The 23,288-nt window shown below is 34.7% G+C and carries 24 protein-coding genes; 22 read left to right on the plus strand and 2 right to left on the minus strand.

The window, feature by feature from the left end:
- Position 1: 1 nt before the first annotated feature.
- The 15 genes from RTX21_RS10465 to RTX21_RS10535 are packed head-to-tail and all read left to right on the plus strand — an operon-like array spanning position 2 to position 14,745.
- On the plus strand, positions 2–1,855 hold the full coding sequence (locus RTX21_RS10465) for a DCC1-like thiol-disulfide oxidoreductase family protein (protein WP_312767455.1): 1,854 nt from the start codon (positions 2–4) through the stop codon (positions 1,853–1,855).
- The gene (locus RTX21_RS10470; protein WP_312767458.1) at positions 1,852–2,676 is read left to right on the plus strand and encodes an NAD(P)-dependent oxidoreductase; all 825 of its coding nucleotides are present in this window, start codon (positions 1,852–1,854) and stop codon (positions 2,674–2,676) included. The genes RTX21_RS10465 and RTX21_RS10470 overlap by 4 nt, the downstream gene beginning before the upstream one ends.
- Positions 2,655–3,635, plus strand: a complete 981-nt coding sequence (locus RTX21_RS10475) for an ATP-grasp domain-containing protein (protein WP_312767459.1) — start codon at positions 2,655–2,657, stop codon at positions 3,633–3,635. The genes RTX21_RS10470 and RTX21_RS10475 overlap by 22 nt, the downstream gene beginning before the upstream one ends.
- Positions 3,636–4,283: an HAD family hydrolase gene (locus RTX21_RS10480; protein WP_312767461.1), complete on the plus strand. Its 648-nt coding sequence runs from the start codon at positions 3,636–3,638 to the stop codon at positions 4,281–4,283.
- A complete protein-coding gene (locus tag RTX21_RS10485) occupies positions 4,280–4,912 on the plus strand; it encodes an acetyltransferase (protein ID WP_312767463.1) in 633 nt (210 codons plus the stop codon). The genes RTX21_RS10480 and RTX21_RS10485 overlap by 4 nt, the downstream gene beginning before the upstream one ends.
- 1 nt (position 4,913) lies before the next feature.
- Entirely contained in the window at positions 4,914–6,056 is a 1,143-nt protein-coding gene (locus RTX21_RS10490) for an acyltransferase (RefSeq protein WP_312767464.1), read from the plus strand.
- A complete protein-coding gene (gene rffA, locus RTX21_RS10495) occupies positions 6,053–7,192 on the plus strand; it encodes a dTDP-4-amino-4,6-dideoxygalactose transaminase (protein ID WP_312767467.1) in 1,140 nt (379 codons plus the stop codon). The genes RTX21_RS10490 and rffA overlap by 4 nt, the downstream gene beginning before the upstream one ends.
- A gap of 4 nt (positions 7,193–7,196) precedes the next feature.
- Positions 7,197–7,805, plus strand: coding sequence for a DapH/DapD/GlmU-related protein (locus RTX21_RS10500; protein WP_312767469.1), 609 nt, complete (start codon positions 7,197–7,199; stop codon positions 7,803–7,805).
- A gap of 7 nt (positions 7,806–7,812) precedes the next feature.
- Positions 7,813–8,937: a glycoside hydrolase family 99-like domain-containing protein gene (locus tag RTX21_RS10505; protein ID WP_312767471.1), complete on the plus strand. Its 1,125-nt coding sequence runs from the start codon at positions 7,813–7,815 to the stop codon at positions 8,935–8,937.
- On the plus strand, positions 8,927–9,826 hold the full coding sequence (locus RTX21_RS10510) for a glycosyltransferase family 2 protein (RefSeq protein ID WP_312767474.1): 900 nt from the start codon (positions 8,927–8,929) through the stop codon (positions 9,824–9,826). Before RTX21_RS10505 ends, RTX21_RS10510 begins: the two co-directional genes overlap by 11 nt.
- On the plus strand, positions 9,823–10,887 hold the full coding sequence (locus RTX21_RS10515; RefSeq protein WP_312767477.1) for an acyltransferase: 1,065 nt from the start codon (positions 9,823–9,825) through the stop codon (positions 10,885–10,887). The genes RTX21_RS10510 and RTX21_RS10515 overlap by 4 nt, the downstream gene beginning before the upstream one ends.
- Positions 10,884–11,666 carry a glycosyltransferase gene (locus RTX21_RS10520; protein ID WP_312767478.1) on the plus strand — a complete coding sequence of 261 codons (783 nt, stop codon included), beginning with the start codon at positions 10,884–10,886 and terminating at the stop codon, positions 11,664–11,666. Before RTX21_RS10515 ends, RTX21_RS10520 begins: the two co-directional genes overlap by 4 nt.
- Before the next feature lie 29 nt (positions 11,667–11,695).
- Positions 11,696–12,778 carry a non-hydrolyzing UDP-N-acetylglucosamine 2-epimerase gene (wecB, locus tag RTX21_RS10525; RefSeq protein WP_312767479.1) on the plus strand — a complete coding sequence of 361 codons (1,083 nt, stop codon included), beginning with the start codon at positions 11,696–11,698 and terminating at the stop codon, positions 12,776–12,778.
- Entirely contained in the window at positions 12,772–13,455 is a 684-nt protein-coding gene (locus tag RTX21_RS10530) for an NAD-dependent epimerase/dehydratase family protein (protein ID WP_312767482.1), read from the plus strand. Before wecB ends, RTX21_RS10530 begins: the two co-directional genes overlap by 7 nt.
- A gap of 6 nt (positions 13,456–13,461) precedes the next feature.
- On the plus strand, positions 13,462–14,745 hold the full coding sequence (locus RTX21_RS10535) for a nucleotide sugar dehydrogenase (protein WP_312767484.1): 1,284 nt from the start codon (positions 13,462–13,464) through the stop codon (positions 14,743–14,745).
- A gap of 6 nt (positions 14,746–14,751) precedes the next feature.
- On the opposite strand, the gene RTX21_RS10540 is transcribed toward RTX21_RS10535, so the two are convergent.
- Positions 14,752–15,750 carry a glycosyltransferase gene (locus RTX21_RS10540; RefSeq protein ID WP_312767486.1) on the minus strand — a complete coding sequence of 333 codons (999 nt, stop codon included), beginning with the start codon at positions 15,748–15,750 and terminating at the stop codon, positions 14,752–14,754.
- A gap of 89 nt (positions 15,751–15,839) precedes the next feature.
- Here RTX21_RS10540 and RTX21_RS10545 point away from each other — a divergent pair, with 89 nt between their 5' ends.
- The 5 genes from RTX21_RS10545 to RTX21_RS10565 are packed head-to-tail and all read left to right on the plus strand — an operon-like array spanning position 15,840 to position 20,329.
- Positions 15,840–16,403, plus strand: coding sequence for an acyltransferase (locus RTX21_RS10545; RefSeq protein ID WP_312767488.1), 564 nt, complete (start codon positions 15,840–15,842; stop codon positions 16,401–16,403).
- 24 nt (positions 16,404–16,427) lie between these two features.
- Positions 16,428–17,627, plus strand: coding sequence for a polysaccharide pyruvyl transferase family protein (locus RTX21_RS10550; RefSeq protein ID WP_312767490.1), 1,200 nt, complete (start codon positions 16,428–16,430; stop codon positions 17,625–17,627).
- Positions 17,614–18,510: a glycosyltransferase family 2 protein gene (locus RTX21_RS10555; protein ID WP_312767492.1), complete on the plus strand. Its 897-nt coding sequence runs from the start codon at positions 17,614–17,616 to the stop codon at positions 18,508–18,510. Before RTX21_RS10550 ends, RTX21_RS10555 begins: the two co-directional genes overlap by 14 nt.
- Positions 18,507–19,313 carry a glycosyltransferase family 2 protein gene (locus tag RTX21_RS10560; protein WP_312767494.1) on the plus strand — a complete coding sequence of 269 codons (807 nt, stop codon included), beginning with the start codon at positions 18,507–18,509 and terminating at the stop codon, positions 19,311–19,313. The genes RTX21_RS10555 and RTX21_RS10560 overlap by 4 nt, the downstream gene beginning before the upstream one ends.
- The gene (locus RTX21_RS10565) at positions 19,310–20,329 is read left to right on the plus strand and encodes a glycosyltransferase family 2 protein (RefSeq protein ID WP_312767496.1); all 1,020 of its coding nucleotides are present in this window, start codon (positions 19,310–19,312) and stop codon (positions 20,327–20,329) included. Before RTX21_RS10560 ends, RTX21_RS10565 begins: the two co-directional genes overlap by 4 nt.
- A gap of 34 nt (positions 20,330–20,363) precedes the next feature.
- Here RTX21_RS10565 and RTX21_RS10570 read toward each other — a convergent pair whose 3' ends face one another.
- On the minus strand, positions 20,364–21,140 hold the full coding sequence (locus RTX21_RS10570; protein ID WP_312767498.1) for a class I SAM-dependent methyltransferase: 777 nt from the start codon (positions 21,138–21,140) through the stop codon (positions 20,364–20,366).
- Between the two features lie 80 nt (positions 21,141–21,220).
- Between RTX21_RS10570 and RTX21_RS10575 the strand changes: the two genes are divergently transcribed.
- Positions 21,221–22,387 carry a glycosyltransferase gene (locus RTX21_RS10575; RefSeq protein WP_312767500.1) on the plus strand — a complete coding sequence of 389 codons (1,167 nt, stop codon included), beginning with the start codon at positions 21,221–21,223 and terminating at the stop codon, positions 22,385–22,387.
- Positions 22,384–23,286 (plus strand): glycosyltransferase family A protein, encoded by a 903-nt coding sequence (locus RTX21_RS10580; RefSeq protein ID WP_312767502.1) that lies wholly within the window; start codon positions 22,384–22,386, stop codon positions 23,284–23,286. The genes RTX21_RS10575 and RTX21_RS10580 overlap by 4 nt, the downstream gene beginning before the upstream one ends.
- Positions 23,287–23,288 lie beyond the last annotated feature (2 nt).

Below are 23,288 nucleotides of genomic sequence, written 5' to 3' on the forward strand. Positions count from 1 at the left end.
TATGATCAAAAGACTTTACAATAAAAATATTTCTGGGCTGGGCCTCTCCATTTTCAGAATAATATATGGGCTGGTATTACTTTGCGAAGTCTCTCAACTTTATTTTTTTCGGCATCTGATATTTGATAAAATACCCTTTGTAGATGCAGCAGAAATCGATTTTAGTATTCCTATTTCTATTTGGATCATATCAATTATTTTTTTGGTTTTAGGATTGTTCACAAGATTGGCCACAATCATCAATTATCTGATGACCATTATCTTGATCGGCAGCATCAACACCTATGAATATCATATGTTCTATGCCTATCTGGGAATGAATTTTCTACTACTTTTTCTCCCAGTATCAAGAAACCTATCCTTGGACAGGCTTATTCTTAAATATAAATATTCTAATACCCGGTTCAATTATGATCCACCTAGAGAAGTAAGTGTTCTAAGCTACTTCATCCCTATTATGGTGGGAGCCGCTTTTGTTTACTTTGATTCTATTTTTTATAAATTCACTTCCTTTTTTTGGACAAAAGGGCTGGGGCTCTGGTTTCCAACATCTTTCCCCAATACTGTTTTCATTCCAATAAATGGGATATTGGATCAGAAATATCTTATACTTTTTCTAGGATATCTGACGGTTGCTTTTGAGACTATATTTATTTTTACTTTTTTTCGTAAAAAATGGAGAGTTCCATTGCTCATAATTGGTCTAGGTTTGCATATGGGAATTCTCATCTGTTATCCAATTCCCTGGTTTGCTTTGGGAATGTGCTCCATCTACCTGTTGATGGTCCCGGTTTCTTTCTGGGAAAAATTATTCTTACCAAAAAAGAAATCTCCTGTTATGACATTCTATTATGATGGTGAATGTCCTTTGTGCAATCGTACCAAAATCACAATCCAGCATTTTGATATCAAGGGTAGAATTGATTTTAAGACCGTGCAATATTACGGAGAGCAGGAACCGTTGCTTCAGGAAGTTCCTTTGGATGACCTTTTGGACGATATACATTCTATAAAAAATGGAAAAGTGTACAAAGGTCTTGATACCTATATCCAGGTTCTAGGCTCTATTAACTATCTAAAGCCGTTGAGCTGGATCCTGCGCATCCCCGGAATTTATCACTTAGGAAAAATAACATACAGGTTTATTGCAAAAAACAGGAATACAGAACGCTGCACAGAAGACAATTGTGGATTTACACCTCCTGTTTTGCCTCCAAAAGAAGAAAGTTTCAAGATTCTCCAGAATTATACTTTAAGTGACCTTAAAGTCTTGGGAATTACAATTGGGCTTTCATTTATTTTATTTTTACAAGTCTTTGTATCATACAATTCCATTAAGAAGGGGATGTCTTTTAAAGCAACATCTGTTAATAAAATTCTCGGACATCTTTCCGATGAGATAGAAAAACCTGCTAAAACATTTTTGGGCATTACCCATCATGCTGTTTTTATGGATTATCATTTTAGTGATTACAACCACATTATTGCTATAGCGCATTTGGATAAAAATGGAAAACAGACCTGGTTACCAATCATCAACCAAGATGGAACTCCCGGAGCCTATCTTTGTGGATCGACCTGGGTAAAGTGGACATTTCGTGTGGCAAATAATAATATCGACCAGAAAAATCTGAAAATCGGAATTCGGGATTTTACAGCTTTTTGGGCAAATAAAAACAATATCGACCTTCGGGATGCGAAGTTCATCATAAAAGTAAAGAAGATAGATTCCCCAAAAGAATGGGAAAAAGGTTTTCTACAGAAACAAATGGATAAACCTTGGCAGGATATAGGCGTGGCTAAATGGAAAAATAAAAATTATAATATTGACATCCCTGAGGTAGAGAAATTATGAAAAAGATACTGATCTTTGGAGCCAACAGTATACTTACAACTTATCTTTTGAAACAACATTCAGAAGATGATGTTACTATTGTATATCATAGCAAGCCCTTGCAATCAGTAAAAAAAAACTATCACATTTCTGATGTAAAAAAAATTGATCCCAATCAAGATGTTGTATATATTGTAAGTGCTTTGATATCAAATGATATCGAAGAATTAGAAAATATAATTGATGTAAATATAATTCTCATAAAAAATATTACGGAACATTTCACATCTTCAAAATTTATATATTTTTCTAGTGTTGCAGTATATGATGGGATTAAAAATGGGACAATAGACAATTCCACAGCTCCCTGCCCTTCATCATTATATGGGATAAGCAAATTGTTTGCAGAAAAAATCATCGAAAATTGTACCCGATATGCTATTCTCAGAATCTCTTCCATGTATGGACCTCATATGAAAGAAAGCACTTTTTTACCCAAGGTCATTCTCTCTGCTATAGAGAAACAGGAAATAACATTATTAGGAAATGGAGAAAGAAAACAAAACTACATCCATGCAAAAGATGTTGCCTTTTTGGCCAAAAGAGCTTCTTTGGAAAATCAGAATAAAATAATATTGGCAATCTCTCCGGAAAACCATACCAATCTTGAAATTGCTGGTTTTATTCGGAATCTTACAAATTGTAAAATCGTGTTGAAAGGTACAGACCAATCTAGGTCAATAGAGTATTATGAAAACGACCCTTGTCTCAGCAATCATGATTTTGTATCAATGAAACAAGGATTAAAAGAATTAATTGAATGGAAAACAAAACAGTTTTAGTTACTGGTATCGGAGGTAACGTTGGACAAGGAATTTTAAGGAACATCAAAAAAACCGGCTTTCCTATAAAAATCATAGGTTGCAATGTAACAGATTTTTCTGCTGGCAACCATCTTTGTGACGTTTTCTACAAAGTACCTTACGCCATGGATGAAGACTATCTGTCCACCATCAATTACATTGTAGAACAGGAAAAAGTAGACCTTGTTATACCTTCTACGGATTATGAAGTCTATTATCTATCCTTATACCAAAAGGACCTAAAAGCAAATGTTGTCGTTAGTAATTTGGAGACATCCAAAAATTATCTTGACAAATATTTGACATTTTTGCACCACAAAAAAAACGACCTTCCTTTTGCAGAGACCTACTTACCTAGTGATTATCAGGAAGGTGTATTCAAAGATTACATTGTAAAACCAAGAGAAGGCAGAGGATCTAGAGGAATACATATCAATCCCACGGATATTAAATCATTTGATGACAGCTATATGGTTCAGGAGTTGGTCATCGGAAAAGAGATCACAACTGCTTTTTATGTTTCAAGGAACAAGGCTTTGCACGGTTTTATAAATCTTGAAAGAAAATTGGAAAACGGAGCTACCAATGAGTGTTTTGTTAATCGTGCATATGATGAACAATTACAAATCATCTTGGAAAAGATCATCTCTTGTAACGAGTTTGTAGGAAGCGCGAACCTACAATCCATTGTTCGTGAAAACGGAGAAATTGTTCCATTTGAGATCAACTGCAGAATATCGGGAACAAACTCTATCCGCTCCAACTTTGGATTCGAAGATGTGAGATATACTCTGGAAGAACATCTATATCAATCTTCACCTTCTATACCTAACATTATCGAAGGAAGTGCCATTAGGATCATGATGGATGTGATCTATCCTAAAAACAATAATATCAATGAGCTAAAAGACTCTTCTTCCGAACATTATATTTTTTAAATGAGCAAGCCAATAAAAGTCATTCTGTTTGATGCAGCAAATACCTTGATCTACAAGCCAAGCTTGTACTCTAACATGTTGACCGTTCTTCAGAAATTTTCTTACGATATAGATGAGGAAAAACTACAATATCATCACAAATTATTATCGGAAATCATTAATTTTCCTGACAGGACATCCAGAGAATTCTATAAAGAATTCAATGCTGAATTATTACTTTCATTAGGAATTATCCCTACGGAAGAGTTATTGAACGAACTCTTTTCTGCATGTTCTTATCTGGAATGGAAAGCTTTTGATGATGTTATGATATTGGATAAAATTGAAACAAGAAAGGCTGTCCTCTCCAATTTCAATAGCACATTGAATGGCTTGTTGGATCAATTGATCGGAGAAAATATTTTTTCTGATATAATCATCTCTGAAAATGAAGCTTACAGAAAACCTCATCGGGAGTTTTATGAATTGGCACTAAATAAACTGAATGTTAGCCCAGAGGAAATACTTTATATCGGAGACTCTTTAAAGCTGGATATAATCCCCGCCAAAGAACTTGGGTTCAAAACATTATTAATAGATAGACTCAATATTTTTTCCAATTACAAGGAAAGGATAAGTAATATGAATGATATTGTTAATTATTTATGAAACGTATAGCCATCATCGGATCCGGACATCTGGGACAACAGATCTTGTATCATATACAATCTGATACCAATAATAAGGTTGTTGGTTTTTTTGATGATTTTCAGCAAAAAGGCAATTCGGTGAAGAACATTCCCGTATTAGGAGGCAAGGATTATATTATGGAATATTTCGAAAAAAATATTTTTGACGAGTTGGTTATAGCGATAGGCTATAAACATCTGGAAGTCAAACGACAATTGTTTGAAGATTTTAAGAATAGAATTCCTTTTTACAGTTTTGTGCATTCTACAAGCATCGTGGATCCATCTGCCAAAATCGGAAAGGGAACTATCATCTATCCCAATTGTATGATCGATCAGGATGTGGAGATCGGAGATAACGTTCTAATGAATATATCATGCTCCGTAGCTCATGATTCTGTAATCGGAGATCATTGCTTTTTATCTCCGTCTGTATGCATCGCGGGTTTTGCAAATATTGGAGAATTGTGCATCATTGGTATAAATAGTACTATTATCGATAATATTAATATCGCTGCCAAAATCCAATTAGGAGGAGGTACTGTTGTCATAAAAAATTTGGAAACATCCGGATTATATGTAGGTAATCCTGCAAGATTTATAAGATAAAATGGAATCATCTAGGAAAACAATATTTTTTAGTGGACTCAATGAATTGCGTGCCGTAGCAGCATTGGCTGTAATATTTCATCATATCGAATTGTTCAAATTCCTGGGAGGAACCAAAAGCCTATTCAAAAACAGATATTTTTCATATTTCATAGAACATCTTGGAAAAAACGGTGTGTATCTTTTTTTTGTACTAAGTGGTTTTCTTATTACTTATCTTTTGATCTCTGAAAAAGAGAAGAACGGAGCTATAAATTTTAGAAAATTTTACTTGAGGCGGATATTCAGAATTTGGCCATTGTACTACATGATCATCATGATAGCTTTTGTTATCGTCCCATTTTTGGCCAAACATTTTAATATTTTTTCAGGAACTCCCGTCTATTACAACAGGATCATGAACTTTACCAATTATACTCTTGAAAGTATATTGCTTTATATCATGTTTCTGCCCAACGTAGCACTTAAGCTAGGAAAGATCGTGGTCGGTGCATCACAATCATGGTCGGTGGGTGTAGAAGAACAGTTTTATATACTTTGGCCGCTTATCATCGCTTTCTTTAGGAAGAAGCTTCTGATTTGGGTATTTGGTCTGATGTTGATGATTTTTTTTGTGTTTAATATCTTTTATCCGAAATCATTTTTATCATACATTGCGAGTATAATCCCATTCGAGTTTATGGCAATAGGAGCCGCTGGAGGATATTGTTATTCGAGATTCACTGGAAAAATTACAGATTATACCAAAAGCCCGATCACTTATTTTATAACAATAATATTAATTGGAGTTTTAATTGCTATTCCTATTTTTGATTTATATGTACAAAGTGTGATCCTGGGGTTTCTTTTTTTGTTATTAATATTGATCAGTATCGATCAAACAAACAAAGGCATATTCACAAACAGGTCATTTTCTTTCTTAGGAAATATCTCTTATGGGATATACATGTATCACCCTTTTGTAATGTTTCTGGTTTTTCCAATTTCTTACAAATTGTTGAAATTATATGATAGTATATATATATTCAATATTTTTACTTATTTATTAATTCCGGGTCTTACAATTTTTTTAAGCTATTTTTCTTTCAAGTACGTGGAAAAATATTTTATAAAAATCAAAGACTCCAAGTTTAAAACACTATGATACCATTCAACAAACCATTTATTATCGGTAAAGAGCTGACTTATATAGAAGAAGCAGTAAAAAGCGGCAAGATCTCCGGAGACGGTATGTTCACCAAAAAATGTCAACAGTTTTTTGAGGAAAAATATAATTTCCCAAAAGTACTAATGACGACTTCCTGCACAGATGCATTGGAAATGGCCGCTATCTTATGCAATATAAAACCCGGAGATGAGGTTATTGTTCCCAGTTACACGTTTGTCTCTTCTGCAAACGCCTTTGCACTTCGTGGGGCCAAGATTATTTTTGTCGATTCTTATTCAGATAATCCTAATATCACCCCTCAGGAGATAGAAAAGCATATTACGGAAAAAACGAAGGTCATCGTTCCTGTTCATTACGCTGGTGTAGCTTGTGACATGGAGATGATCATGAATCTGGCAAAAAAGCATGACCTTTTTGTTGTAGAAGATGCGGCACAAGCTATTGACAGTTATTTCACGTTCTCCGACGGAACAAAAAAAGCTTTGGGATCCATCGGGCATTTTGCAGCATTTTCTTTTCATGAGACAAAGAATATCATTGCAGGAGAAGGTGGTATGCTTAGCATTAATGACAGCAGATATTTTGAAAGAGCAGAGATCATCCGTGAAAAAGGAACCAACAGAAGTGCATTCTTTCGAGGAGAGGTCAACAAATACGGTTGGGTAGATCTTGGTTCTTCCTTTCTTCCTTCTGAGATAATCTCGGCATTTTTGTATGCCCAATTGGAAAATCTGGAAATCATTCAGAAAAAAAGATTAGAGATCTGGAGCAGATATCAGGACGGACTATTACCGTTACAGCAAAAAGGATTCATTTCTTTACCCAAAATCCCAGATTATGCGACAAACAATGCTCATATGTTTTATATTATTTGCAAAAGTTATGATGAAAGGACAAGGCTGATTCAAGATTTAAAATCTAAAGATATTCATCCCGTATTTCATTATTTGAGTCTTAATAAAAGTGAATTTTTTTTATCAGAAAACCCAGAGATTAGTATTCCTAATTCTGACCATTTTACAGATTGTCTTTTAAGGCTTCCCTTTTATTATGAATTATCAGAAAACGAGCAAAATCTTGTCATAGATTGTATAAACGATTTTTTCTCTTAAAAAAATGAATTTTATAAAAAACTATATCATTCAGTTTATATTTAGTATAATCAATTCTAGTGCATATAAAAGATATGCGCGAGATAAATATAGAGAATGGGCAAAGGCTAATTTTAAGGCTTTCGGAGAAAGATCCATTTTACCCGAGCAACATTTTATAATAAATCCAAAATATATCTCAGTGGGGAAAAATTTTTCTGCACTTTTTAATTTAAGGCTCGAAGCTTGGGACAATTTTCAGGAAGAAAGGTTTTCTCCCCAGATAATAATCGGTGACAATGTTATTTTCAATTCCGATGTTCACATTGGAGCCATTAATAAAATTACTATTGGAAACAATGTTTTGATGGCTAGCAGAATATACATTTCCGACCATTCTCATGGCAATACCACAAGCCTAGATTTGGAGAAAGCACCTGCAGAGAGAAATTTATATTCAAAAGGGGAAATAGCAATTGGAGATAACGTATGGATCGGTGAAGGCGTTTGCATTTTACCTGGTGTGAGTATAGGAAAAAACTGTATCATTGGCGCAAACTCGGTTGTAAATAAAAGTTTCCCGGACAATACTGTGATTGCCGGTGCACCCGCAAGAGTTATAAAAACTTTATAAACACATCATGAAAGAAATCAAATACTTGGCCATCTATCTTCCTCAGTATCATCCAATCCCTGAAAATGACGAATGGTGGGGAAAAGGTTTTACAGAATGGACCAATGTGACCAAAGCAAAACCTTTGTTCAAGGGACATTACCAACCTATTCTACCTGCAGATCTGGGATTTTATGACCTAAGAGTTCCTGAAGTACAGGAAGAGCAGGCTAAGCTAGCAAAAACTTATGGTATAGATGGATTCATATATTATCAGTACTGGTTTGGGAATAAAAAAATGCTGTTAGAAAAACCTGCTGAAAAAATGCTGGCCAATAAAAAAGTCAACATCCCCTTTTGTTTTTGCTGGGCAAATGAAACCTGGAAAGGCATATGGCATGGACTTACAGAGAGCTCTGTTTTAATAGAGCAAACATATCCCGGACATGATGATTATATGGATTATTTTAATTACCTGCTTCCTTTCTTTTTAGACGATAGATATATCAAAATTGATAACAAACCGGTATTCTGTTTATACAAGATAAAAGATATCCCTGATCTAGATTCTTTTTTGGACCTTTTCAACAAACTGGCCCAAGAAAATGGATTTGATGGAATCTACTTTATTTCTGTTGGGTATACGGAACGACGCATCGTAAAAGATGACAATAGGATATGTGGTGCTATTGCAGCAGAAGCGTTCAATAAAATCAGATACAATTACGACCCTTTTTTTTCTAATAGATTTTTAAGACATTATGAGTTTAGGATTAAAAGGAAAATGGGATATACCAATGAGGTCATCCACAGAAAAAAACCATTGATAATTGATTATAAAAGGATCATTGATGAGCTTGATATCAATATAACAAATAACAAGGTCATACCATGTGTTATGCCTAACTGGGATAACTCTGCGAGAAGTGGGCAAAAGTCTTTGATTTTTCATAATTCTAATCCGGAACTATGGGAGAAGCATCTGGACAATGTGGTAAAGGAATTAAAAAAGCATTCAGAGAATCCTCCTTTTGTTGTTATCAAATCTTGGAACGAATGGGCTGAAGGAAACTACCTGGAACCTGATAGAAAATATGGACATAAATGGCTGGAAGCCGTAAAAAAAGTTAAAATTAAAAACAGTGCAGAATAAAAAGCATTTTGTTTCTATAATAATTCCAAATTACAACAGAGCCTCTTTGATCGGGGAAACATTGGAATCCATCATTTCCCAGACTTATGAAAACTGGGAATGTATCATCGTGGATGATGGCTCTACGGACAATTCGGTATTGGTTATCCTGGAATATGTAAAAAAAGATTCGCGTTTCCAGTTATCTCAACGTCCTGATGATTATTCTAAAGGAGCTAATGCTTGTAGGAATATTGGAATACAAAAAGCTCAAGGGGATTATATTATCTTTTTCGACAGCGATGACTTGATGCTTGAAAATCATATTGAGCAAAAGTTGGAAACCATACGTTCTGGCGACTACGATTTTATAGTTGCCAGAAGCAGATACTTTAATAATCCTGAGAACAAAAACCCTCTCAATTATAGAGAGCTTGGGAAAATTCCAATTACTGCAGATAATTATATCCAGAAAAAAATAAATTGGATAACCTTTGATCCTATAATAAGAACAGACGTGGCCAGATCTATCCGTTTTACTGAGAAAAACAGGTCTGCGGAAGAATATAATTATTTTGTAAAGCTTGTCTTGACAACGGAAAAAGCTATTGCCATAGATGAGATCCTAACAAAAAGGAGAATCCATGAAGGGTCGTATCAGGTAAACCTAAAAACTGAAAAAGATATTGCCATCAACCAATTCCATTATTTTTATGATACTTTTTTAGAGGTTAGACACATGGGGATATCAAAAAGCTCTAGTCAATTCTTACTTTCAGAATCTTGCAAGATTCTTTATAGACAAATAGATCTGCTAAATTTTTCTGAAAAGGGGGAGCTATATATTCTTCTTATCAGAACTTTTGGTTTCTTCAAGGGTATCAATAAAATTAGATTATTGGAACTATGATAAAACCTTTGACTTCTTTGCGTTTTTTTTTCGCTTTTTTTGTTTTTCTTAGTCATTTGTCTTTTGTAAAATCAAGCAATCTTATTTTTAACTGGTTTCAAAGAAATATTTTTTTTGAAGGTTATCTTGGCGTAAGCTTTTTCTTTATACTTAGCGGATTCGTACTTTCCTACAGCTATGAAACTAAACTTAAAAATCAAAAAATCACCAGGAGAGATTTTTATGTTGCAAGATTGGCAAGAATATATCCACTGCATTTTATCACTTTGTTTTTGGCAATTCCGATAGTCTATCTGAATTCCCATAACTCGCTACATATTTGGTCTTTTTTGGCGAACTTGTTTCTGGTCCAAAGTTTCATCCCAAAAGAATTTTTCTATTTTGGTTTTAATGCTCCTGCCTGGAGTATATCAGATGAGATGTTTTTCTACCTCATCTTTCCTTTCATCATACTTCTTCTTGACAAGTTGAAATGGATGAAAGCTATTTTTTACATATTTATTCCTTTAATTCTCATTCCAGGAATAATATTGATTCCTAAAAATTATCAAAAAGCTATATTTTATGTAAATCCTGTGATCAGAAGTCTTGACTTTATACTCGGGATTTTACTCTACACCCTTTTCAAGAATAAAAAATTCACAGATTATTTCTCAACCTTCAAGCGAGCTTCAATTTTGGAAATTTTATCTCTTTTAGTTTTTTTTATATTTTTTATTTTCCATAATTTTCTAAACAGGGGCTTTAGATTCTCTATTTATTACTGGATTCCAATGTGTGTCATTATTTATACATTTGCTCAGAACAAAGGGTTTCTATCGAAATTGTTATCAAATAAAACCTTAGTATTCCTAGGCGAGATCAGTTTTGGTTTTTACATGGTCCATTATTTAGTTATTACATTCGGGAATGTGTTGAGGGATAAATATTTTGTTAATATTAATGAAATCGTCTTATGTAGTATTTATTTTATTATAACTCTCATATTAAGTTATCTTTCCTTTATATATTTTGAAAAACCCATGAATACTTTTATAAAAAAGAAATTGATCAAACCATGATTCCAAAAAAAGTACACTATTGCTGGTTTGGCGGAAAGCCAAAACCGGAGTCATTTTATATTTGTCTTGCCAGCTGGAAGAAAGCGCTTCCAGATTACGAGATCATAGAATGGAACGAGTCCAACTTCGATATTAACTGTTGTGAGTATGTAAGGCTGGCGGCTGAAAAGAAAAAGTGGGCCTTTGTATCAGACTATTCCAGAGCTTTGGCATTATACGAGCAAGGCGGAATCTATATGGACATTGATGTAGAGGTCAAATTCTCCTTGGATGAGTTTCTGGTACACCGTGCATTTTCCGGGTTTGAGATCAAAGGTTCTCCCTTCACCGCACTTTGGGCAACAGAAAAAGGCCATCCCTGGCCTAAAAAGGTTTTGGAATTCTATGATCAAAAAACAGATTTTAACCTCATTACAAACACTGTTTTTGTATCCGATCTTTTGGTAAAAGAATACAAAGCAGACCCGGATAAAGATGAATATCAGGAACTGGCGGACGGCATCGTAATATATCCTTCTACTTATTTTTGTCTGGATCTCCCGAAGAACTATGCAACTCACCATTTTGTAGGGACATGGCATGAGAGAGATTCTCCAAATCCTTTCAAAGATTTTGTGCATGCTTATTTTCATCTTCGGAACGTTGCAGAGATCAAGGATGGTAAAAAAGAGATCCACAATGTTGTCAATAATCTCAAAAAAATAACCGCAGATGAGATACTTGATCAATTTCCTTTGAAAATGCTGATAAAACATATTCTGAAACGTATAAAACCTTAAGTTTTAGTATTTTTACAAAAATATTTTTGATGAACGAAAAAATTGCAATCATTTATGGTACAAGACCTGAGTTTCTAAAGGTCTTTACTATCATTAATGAATTCAAAAAAACTGGGCAAGAAATGACCATTGTCAACACTGGGCAACACGACTCCCTATTATCAGAGATGGAACAGAGTTTCGGGATAACACCACATTATCAGCTTTCTGTACAGTCTTTGTCCTTTACCAATTCTAATCTTATCGCAAAACTGATAGACGAGATTTCTAATCTTGTCCACAAAGAAAACATTCAAAAGATAATTGCGCAGGGTGATACCTTTACTGTCCTGGCATCATCTATGGTTGCATTTCTGGAGCAAAGAAAATTCTACCATGTAGAGGCTGGACTTAGAACAAGTGATATCAAGTTGCCTTTTCCCGAAGAATATAACAGACGTGTAGTATCGCTAACAGCTGATGTCAATTTTTCACCGACAGAATTGTCCAAACAAAACCTTCTGAAAGAAAATATTTCGGAAGGCCATATCTCTTTGGTGGGAAATACGATTGTAGATATGATAAAATATGTGACAAAAAAAGAGAATATAGAAATTGATTATCAAGACCTTGTATTCATAACTGCACACAGAAGAGAAAATATCGGACAACCGTTAAGGAATATTGCCCAAGCTATCAGAGAATTGGCAGAAGAAAATCCAAACACACAATTTGATTGGGCCCTTCATCCAAATCCAAATACAAGGAAGATCATTCTAGATGCTTTCGAGAATAATGTCTCTGCAAATATCAATTTTACCGAACCGCTCTCTTATCTCGAAGCAATTAGAAAAATGGCTAAGTCCAAACTGATCATCTCGGATTCTGGAGGAATACAGGAGGAAGCTCCAAGCTTGCAGAAGAGAGTTCTTATTCTTCGCGAAGAAACTGAAAGACCTGAGGTTTTGTCTTGCAATTGCGGGATATTGGTGGGAACAGACGTTCAAAAAATAAAGGATAATTTCAATCGCATCTACAATGCTCCGGAAGAATATATTTTCAAAAGTGAAAATAATCCTTTTGGTGATGGAAAAGCGTCAGAGAGAATCATAAAAAAAGTACTAGAATGGTAATTGGCAGAGGACTCATTGCAAATCTATTTTTAGATAATGATAGAGAAGACATTCTTTTCTTTGCTTCAGGTGTATCTAACTCATTAGAAACAAGAAAAGAAGAGTTTTCAAGAGAAGAAAACATGGTAAGAAGTACCATTGCTGAAAACCCCGAAAAAATTTTCGTTTATTTTTCAACGTGTAGCATTTATGACTCTTCCAAAGCAGATAGCAGCTATGTTCTGCATAAACTCAAAATGGAACAGATCATTAAAAATAATTGTGAAAGATTTTTGATTCTTAGAGTCAGCAATGCTGTTGGAAAAGGAGGAAACCCAAATCTCCTGATGAATTATCTTGTACGTTCTGTAAAAAACAATGAGATGATAAACGTCCACACAAAAGCTACAAGAAACCTGATCGATGCAGATGATATCAAAAAGATCACATTCTCTATGATAGAAGGACAAGCACTTAACAAAATTGTGAATGTGGCCTATCCACAGAATTATACAATTATAGAGATCCTGGAAGTAGTAGAACGTTTTTATAATACAAAATTAGAACTTAATCTTATAAAAAGTGGTTCGGGCTATGACATTAATGTTTCTGATGTCGAATATCATTTTATAGAGAACAATTTAACTGATAAGGATTCTTATCTTTGTGATATATTACAGAAATATTATTCTTTATAAGGAGGCATGAAGAAAAAGATAACCGTTATTGGACTTGGCTATGTAGGATTACCACTTGCAAGATTATTTGCAACAAAATATCCAGTGGTTGGTTTCGATCTCAAAAAAGAAAGAATAAACGAGTTGAAAACTGGCAAGGACAGTACAAATGAGGTCAATTCTGAAGATCTTTTGAAAGTTCTGACTCATGATAATATCGAAGACCAAAACGGATTGTTTCTTTCTGACAATATAGATGATATAAAAGATTCTAACATCTATATTGTTACCGTACCCACTCCTGTGGACCATAATAATCGTCCAGACCTTTCTGCTCTTTATAAGGCCAGTAAAACTGTTGGCTCTGTCATTTCTAAAAATGATATAGTAATTTATGAATCTACAGTTTATCCCGGGGCAACGGAAGAAGACTGTATTCCTATTATAGAAAAAGTCTCCGGGCTTGTTTTTAACAGAGATTTTTTTGCAGGCTATTCTCCTGAACGTATAAACCCTGGAGATAAGGAACATACCGTAGAAAAAATATTGAAGGTAACCTCCGGATCGACCCCCGAAATTGCAAAAAAAATCGACGATCTTTACAGATCTATCATCTCTGCGGGCACACATCTGGCTCCTAGCATAAAAGTAGCAGAAGCCGCAAAAGTGATAGAGAATTCCCAAAGAGACATCAATATCGCCTTTGTAAACGAATTGGCCAAGATACTAAATCTAATGGGCATTGATACAAACGATGTTCTAAAAGCCGCCTCTACAAAATGGAATTTTCTTAACTTCAGACCAGGATTGGTTGGTGGACATTGTACAGGTGTAGACCCTTATTATCTCGCACAGAAGGCACAACAGTTTGGCTATCATCCGGAAATAATCCTTGCAGGAAGAAGAATGAATGATTCTATGGGACATTACATCGCCAGTGAAACAGTAAAAATGATGCTTAAATATGACCTTAGAATAAAAGGTTCTGAGGTATTGGTGCTTGGTTTTACTTTTAAAGAAAACTGTCCAGACATAAGAAATACAAAAGTCATAGATGTGGTAAAAAGTTTAGAGGATTATAGCATCTGTGTCAATGTATTTGATCCCTGGCTAGACCCTAAGGAAGTTAAGGAAACCTACGGATTGGAGGTAATAAGCCAAATGCCTTCAAAAAAATATGAAGCTGTCATAATTGCTGTTCCCCATAGAGAATTTGAAAATATAAATATCAAAGATCTGCTTGTAGATGACGGTATTATCTATGACGTCAAGGGAATCACAGATCTAGGAACAAGAGTTAAGAGACTATAATCTTTCTTATCTATCAAATCTCCAACGAAAAAATTTATAACCTAATGATACTGGTAAGCGGCAAAACAGATCTTGTTTTTTCAAGCGAAAAGAATAGTCTGACGATAGATAGTTCAAGACACTCAATCCTTTGAGCTTAGCGTAACCCAGATAACTCTCTTTCCAAAATTGTTCATTTTTTTGGGCCTTCCAGTTCATTTCCAGTGTTACAGCCTTGAAGCGGGTGAGATACTCCAGTATTAGCTTTTTACGAAAAAGATCTTTTTCTTTGATAAAATAATTATTGATGATCTGCGCAATTGTCATCCAATTATCAAAATGTACTTTTCTCCTATTATGAATCACGGAACCTTGATGAAGAAAATACTTATATGTTTTTTGTCTCAAAAAAGCAATTTTTTCCAGGTATAAGCCCATTTCAAAAGTATGCAGGGAGTCTTGTGCATATAACCCTTTTGTAAAATACAGATTGTTGGACCTCAGAAAATCGATCAAAATAAGTTTGTTCCAGGATGAGATTGCAAATCCCCCATTGACAAGCTCTCTCAATATCTCATGATTACCTGCCAATACATCCTTTTTTACATGAATGGGGAAAACATCTTTATTTTCTAAAGATGGCAGGGTAATGCCTTGTACCTCTCCCATCGTTATCTCAGCCTTCGTTTCTTCAGCTTTCTCTACCAACTTTTCAATAGCATCAGGAAAGATCTCGTCATCACTGTCCACAAAAAAAATATATTTACCTTTTGCTTTTTCGATTCCCCGATTCCTTACAACAGAAAGTCCGGAATTTTCTTCTAAGTCTACAATAGACCAGTTTTGGGACAATCTATGATCATCAATAAATTTTTCTACGATAGCAAAACTATTATCCGGAGTTTTATCATTAACAAGTATGACCTCTATATTCTTATAACTTTGTCCTTTGATAGAGAGCAGGCAATTTTCAATAAAATCCTCGCATTTAAAAATAGGGATAGATATAGTAACCAAGGGGTTCATAAGGTTATAAAATATTAATTTTCAGCAAAAATATAGAAATAAAAATTAAACCTATATCTTTGTAATCAGATGATTCGAAAAAAAATAAAATGAAGTCAGCTCTAGGCCATATCTTTATTAAACTCAAAAATTTTGTAAGACTGTGCATCGTTTCAAAACAACGCGATTCTTTTTTTACTCCTGCTAGCAATATTCATCCGAATTTCAAATTAGGTTCAGACAATTTTTTGGATATATCTCCTAATTCGTCCTTACAGATAGGGAAAGATGTAATAATAAACCAATCCAATTTTATCACGATAAAGCCCAATGCCAAATTCACTATTGGAGATGGCACTTATATTACCCGGGCCACAATATCTTGTCTGGGAGAGATTGAAATCGGGAAAAACTGCATTTTGGGAGAAGGGATGAAAATCTTCGATCATAATCATGAATATACTAAAGACCCTTTTTCCGTATCTAAGACCGATTTCAATATTGGAAAAGTTAAGATAGGGAACAATGTGTGGACAGGTGCCAATGTCGTGATACTGAAAGATGTGACCATTGGAGACAATGTGATACTGGGTGCGGGATGTGTCGTTCATAAAGATGTTCCTCCAAATACAATACTTATCAATCAACAAACTCACAAGATCATAAATATCTAAAAGAAATAAAAATCAACACATTTAATGAAAAAAAAAATAGCATTATTTGGTCCGCATGACAGGTTTAACTATGGTGACCTGCTTTTTGCCATCATGCTCGAATATGGACTGAATAAAGTAAATCCCAACAAATTTGATTTCAAAAAATATGCTTTGGTAGATGCCGATTTTTCTAATAAAGGAGGGTTTAAAACATATTCTTACAGAAGCTTGAAAAACGACATCAATAATAAAAACATAGATGCAGTGATCGTTGCTGGAGGCGAATGTCTGCGGGCAGAATGGAACGGTCTCTATTCTTTTATCAATCCCCTGTATTTTAAAATTTTCCGCCATCCAAAGATTCCTGCTTTTTTCAAAAAAAACAGCTGGATAAAGCTGTTGCTGGGCGGAAAGTCGGACAATCCTTATTTGATTGATAAAAAAGATTTCAAAAATGATATAAAGGTCATTTATAACTCTGTTGGCGGAGGTAATAATATGGCAAAAGATAAATTGGAAATACTTAGGTCCGGGGATTACATCTCTTTAAGAGAACAGAAGTCTTCGCAATATGTGCAGAAAAATCTGGGAATAGAGGATGTTTATCAGGTTCCTGATAGCGCGATTATAATGGATGATGTCTATCCTAAGGCAGGTTTTACTACGAATCCTAATATACCTGCCAATGTAAAAGAAATATTTAAAGAAAAATATATCTTATTTCAGATCTCTAAATACAAGAACGATAATAAATTAAACGAAATCGCCGAGCAATTAAAAAAACTGGCTATCCTTCATAATATAAAAATCGTGCTTTGCCCCATAGGTACTGCCAATGGACACGAAGACCACATTCCTTTGGGAACGATACACCAGAAAATAAAAGATTTTTCAGTTCTTATAAATGATCCTTCCATAGAGACAATAATGGGATTGATCGCTCATTCCCAGCTATATATAGGCAATAGTTTGCACGGCATCATTACAGCCATGAGTTATAACCTCCCTTATATTGCTCTCAATAAAAAGCAAATAAAGATCATCTATTACTTGGACTCTTGGGCTACGGATGGCCTTAAGGAAATACAGGATATAGATGATTTTGTAGAAAAGGCAAATTTTTGTTTACAAACCGAAAATCTATCTGCAGAAATAAATAAAAAAACGACAGAACAAAAAGAGCTGTATTATGCTTCTTTGAAAAGGATCTCAAATACTATTTTAGAAAATGAAAGAATCTAAACTTGCGATCGTCATTCCTTTCTATAAAATAGATTTTTTTGAAGACACTCTTAAAAGCCTTGCTCTCCAGACCAATCAGGGTTTTAATGTTTATATTGGCAATGATGGCAGTCCGGATGACCCTCAAGAGTTGATAAAAAAATATGATCGGCAGGATAATTTTCATTACAAGAGATTTGAAGAGAATTTTGGAGGAAAGGGGAAGCTGTCCGAGCAGTGGGAACGCTGTATCGATCTATCTAGAGACGAGGACTGGATAATGATCCTTGCCGATGACGATTATCTGAGCACAAACTTTGTGGATGTCTTATATAAAAATCTGCACACAGCTGAAAAAGAGAAAACGACTTTACTTCGTTTTAAAATGCGAAGAGTATCGGAAAACAATGAGTTCTTGATAGACCTTGAGCAGCCTGTTTTACAGACAGGTAAAGATTATGTATGGGAAGACGAAACAAAAAAGAGATTTATTTCTATTTCCGAGAATGTTTTTTCCAGAAAAGTATATAATGAGAAAAAATTTCGAAAATATCCTCTTGCCTGGCGTGTTCCAATGATGATGTATATGGATTTTACCAACAATGGTAATGTGTTGGGAATAAATGATGCACATATACACATTAGAAGAAGCTCTCAACAGCTTACCAGAAGACATGATATGGACAATTATAAAAGACAGGCCATGGAATTATTCTATCATGATATCATCAAAGAATATGAACATGCATTTCACAATTTTCAAAATCTGCAATTTTTGAAGGTATATAATTTCTACAGATCGGGTAGATCAAGACTTCCAAGACCTATCTATCAATATTATAAAAAATATGGTGGTATAAGTGAAGTGATAAAATATTTTATTAAAAAATTAATAAAGAGATGACCTTCTCCATACTCATTGCGCACTATAAGAATTATGATTATTTCAAAGAATGCCATGATAGCATCTTGAAACAAACATACCAAAATTATGAAGTTGTTTTGGTGGATGACCATTCTCCTGATGACTCTTTTGAAAAGATAGTAGAATTGACCAAAGGTGATCCACGTTTTCGATTATTCAGGAATGAAGAGAACAAAGGTGTTGGTTTTACAAAGAAAAGATGTGTGGATTTGGCAAAAGGTGATATTTGCGGATTTGTTGATCCCGATGATGCCATCAGAGAAAATGCAATAGAAAAATCCCTCGAACATTTTTCTTCTGATAAAACGTCTGCAGTCTATTCACAATTGGAGATCTGTGATAATCAGCTTATTCCTCAAAAGATCTATGCTATTCCCAGACAAGTGAAAAATAACGACAGATTGTTCTTCAATATATTTTTAGAGGTCAACCATTTTTTTACTTTCAGGAAAAGTGCCTATGATAAGACCAATGGAATCAACCCGGAGCTTACATCTGCAGTTGATCAGGACCTCTATATCAAGCTATATGAGACTGGCAATTTGAAGTTCATAAAAGAACCTCTTTATTTATACAGAATCCATGACAAAGGTGTTTCCCAAGAAAAATCTAAAAAGCAAAAACTTAATCAAAACTGGCATCAGGTCATATCAGATACGCTCAAAAGAAGAAATATCACAAAACTGTATGGAAAAGATGCATCTATCATCAAGAATTTGCCAGAGTTTGTTTTTGCAAAGCAAAATACCTTTTTAAAGAAACTGATCAAAAAATTTCTATGACAGATATTTTTATTAAATCTTTCAATCGTCCTTTTTATCTGGACAGGAGCATTGCTTCTATCAAAAAATTTGTTTCCGGGGATTTTAAAATTAAAGTTTTGGATGACGGAACACCTAAAAAATATCTGGATAAGATCCGCCAAAAACATCCTGAAGTTGAAATTTCTTTGTCTGACAACTATGACAAAAAGATATCTGCCATTTCGGAAAATCTTGATTCTGGAAAAGCCATCAATGGATATAAGATCCCAACAAGATTTTGGTATGATAATATAAAAAAGGGGTCAGAATATATCATTGTTACAGAAGATGATGTATGGTTCACACAGTGCGTCGATTTGAATAATCTATCTCAGGAAGCTGAAAAATCAGGTATATATTTACTGAAACTTGGATGGCTGGGAAATAATAAAGATGATAAGAATTTAAATCTAAAGTCCATTAGCAACAATCTGGAATCTGCACAACCGAAAGACCTGATCCTGTTTCCAAAGAAACTAATGACCGCTCTTTTTAATAACAAATATAAGTTCTTTACCATTCTTTATAAGCTAGGATATGTAAGTAATGAAACTCCGAGAAAGTATTGGGCTCTTAATTCTATCCTGATGGGATTTTACAATAAGGAGTATTGGCTAGAGATATGGAAAGGGATGGACGGCTTGGTCGATGAAAAAAGGCAGCTTGTGAATGCCTCTCTTTTTTATAAGAAGCATAGAGATAAGCCAAACTTCATCTCGAGATTAAAGGAAGAAGCGATGAAAACAACATTCCAATCCTCTGCAACCAATTCTTATCATGAATATGGTTTTGATTTTGATGTCAATTATTTCAATCATTTGATAAACGAGGCTTGGCTCAATGATGAATTTGATTCAATGGAGAACTTTCCAAAAGACTTTTCCCTGGAATATTTTAAAAGTTTTGTCTCAGAAAAGATAAATACCACCGAATTTGAGAAATGGGTAAATCAATTCCGGCAACAATATAAAAACATAGGCTGTCAAACAGAATAAAAAAACTCCGAAAATAATTCGGAGTTTTTATTTTTTAATTCTTGATAATGACACCTGCATATTTCCCATCGAACTCTATGATATAAGGATTAAAACCATTCTTTTCACAATAGTCTTTGAAAGCCGCATTATCACCGATATCATCACTCATGAAGATTCCTCCGCTTCTTAATTTGTTCCATAACAGATTATAAGCCCACATCCTACCATCATAAGATTTATCACTATCATAATGAATCACATCAAACGAATCAGCCTTGCTGAATATCTTGGGTAGAGATTCTTTGTCCGCAAAACGATATAGGTCCCAATTATTTTTATATTTTTCCGGAATCACACAGCCAACAAAGTCTTCACTCTGATTTTGCAATATATAAGGCATATCCGAGCTATAAAGCGTCCCATTTCTAGAAACTAGCGAAGCAAGGGCTGCAAAAGAAGACCATCCGTATGCTACACCGGTTTCTATCGATTTTTGTGCAGAAACATACTCATTGATATAATATATGACACTTAGAGATCCCGCACCTCCCATTTTTACTGGTGCTTTTGCCTGTGCCTGTAAAGCAGATGCAAATTCTTGTGGAAATTTTTTTTCAAAAGGAATAAAATTGACCCCCAATACATTTTCTATGAAATCTTTTTCAGATATGGACAAAGATGCACACCAGTTTTCGGCTTCTTCTTTACCTCTTAGTCCGGAAGATCTATTAAAAATGTTTTTCCATATTTTTCTTCTTAATTCTGGGTAAAGGTCAGGTCGCTTTAGGTATGCGAAAAATGTAGAGATAATCTCTGAGATTTTCTTCATGTATTTATGTTTTTGAACCGCTAAAATACAAAAGAAATTACATAAACTATACTTATATTTGTGCCCGAAATACTTTTTTATTGGAAAATCAGCAATTACATCCAAAAATAAAACTGCTTTTTCGTCACAGGTCCATGGAAATGGGTGGTGTGGAAAAAGTCCTTCTTGACCTGTTGGAAAATCTTCCAAGAGACATTTTTGACATCACTTTGCTACTCAGCATTTATCAAGGTGAATTAAGAACCCAAGTTCCCAAAGATGTTGAACTGATCACAATACAGAGAGGAAGAGAGGATATGAGTGAAAATCCACTGGTCAGAAGTTTTCAGCTTCTGAAAAGAAGTCTCATTCTTTGGTATTATCGCAAGTACCCTAAAGCGCTTTATAAAAAATACCTTAAAAAAGAGTTTGATATAGAAATTGCTCCTGGTTACTCAGATTTCGATTCTGTTTTGGATAGTCCTGCCAATTCCAGAAAAATAGGGTGGTTCCATACAGATGTAAGCTATGATCCAAACCAGAAAAGGGTTCTTGGAAGAATCGATAGACTTAAAAGGTTTGACTGGACAATTTTTGGATCCAGACAGACCCGTGACGTCATAAAAGACCTTTATAATATTGAATATCCGAAAAGTTCTGTCATCTACAATGCCATCAAGATAAAAGAAGTACAGGCTAGATTTACAGAATTCCCTGTCGATTATGAGGTCCGTCCTGTGTTCTCATCTATGGGAAGGCTGCATAGCCGTAAGAATTACCATACCTTGATGAAGATCCATAAAAGACTCTTGGATGAAGGATATATACATTCTATAGCGGTGATTGGCGGAGGCGGTGAGATGGCAAATCTAAAAGCCCAGGCAAAAGAGTTGGATGTAGAGAAAACATTCCTATTGCTTGATACGCAAATCAATCCCTATCCTTACATAAAAAATTCGGATTATTTTGTACTTCCTTCAGAATCAGAATCCTACCCTCTTACAATCGGAGAGGTCATGGGATTAGATATTCCTATCATCAGCACCAATGTGGGAGGTATCCCGGAAATGATAGACCACAGGATTGATGGCTATCTTGTAAATCCTGATGAAACTTCTATTTATGAAGGGATGAAATTGTTCCTTACTGATCACAGCTTCACCGAAAACATTAGAAGTAATACTCGGAAAGGTATAGAAAAATTTGACAATCAGAAGATCTATGACGATGTCACTGCTATTTTTGTTAGTCAATATGAATTAAAATGATGATGAAACCAACCGTAACCATACTCACACCATCTTATAACCGTGCGCATACCCTGCCTCGGGTTTTTGATTCTCTGCAGCAACAGACCTTCAAAGATTTTGAATGGATCGTGATAGATGATGGTTCTACAGATGATACTAGGGAAATTGTAGAAGGATTTCAAAAAATATCAGATTTCACGATAAGGTATTACTATCATGAAAATCAGCATAAGTTCCTGACGTTTTTCCGTGGTATAGATCTGGCGGAAGGTCAATATTTCTCTCCCTTGGATTCGGATGATGCCTTGCCAAAAGACTCGATAGAGATTTTGGTCAAGACATGGGAAAGTATCTCAGATGCGCAGGACATTGTTTTCGTATCCACTCTTTGTGAAGACCAATTTGGAGATCTGGTTGGTGACAGATTCCCGAGAGAACCTTTGATATGCAGCATTTTCGATATGCGCTACAAATATAAGGTAAAGGGAGACAAATGGGGAATGGGAAAAACAGAGATCTATAAAAAAATGAAATTGAATTTTAAAGACCTTGCGGGAAAAGGATTCATCCCGGAGGGTGTTTTTCAGTATCAATTTGATAAGATGGGCTTTCACTACTGCATCAACAAGGTTTGCAGAATCTATTTTCGCGACAAAAATGACGAGCATTCTCTTGCCAATCAGTTTTACGATGAGAAAAATTCTTTTGGCCTAGCGGAGAATTACAAGACTTTTCTCAATTCTTATTCTGACAAGATCTGGTCAAATCCCAAAACCCTGTTAAGAAATCTTGGTGGTTATCTTAAGTTCTCAGCAATAGATAGAAGAGATTTCATCAATGTGATCAATGATCTGGATTCTGGGATATTAAAATCATTATCTGCACTTTTCTATCCGATCTTCAAAATAATCAAATAAAT

The organism is Epilithonimonas sp. (assembly GCF_032054305.1).
Lineage (GTDB): Bacteria > Bacteroidota > Bacteroidia > Flavobacteriales > Weeksellaceae > Epilithonimonas.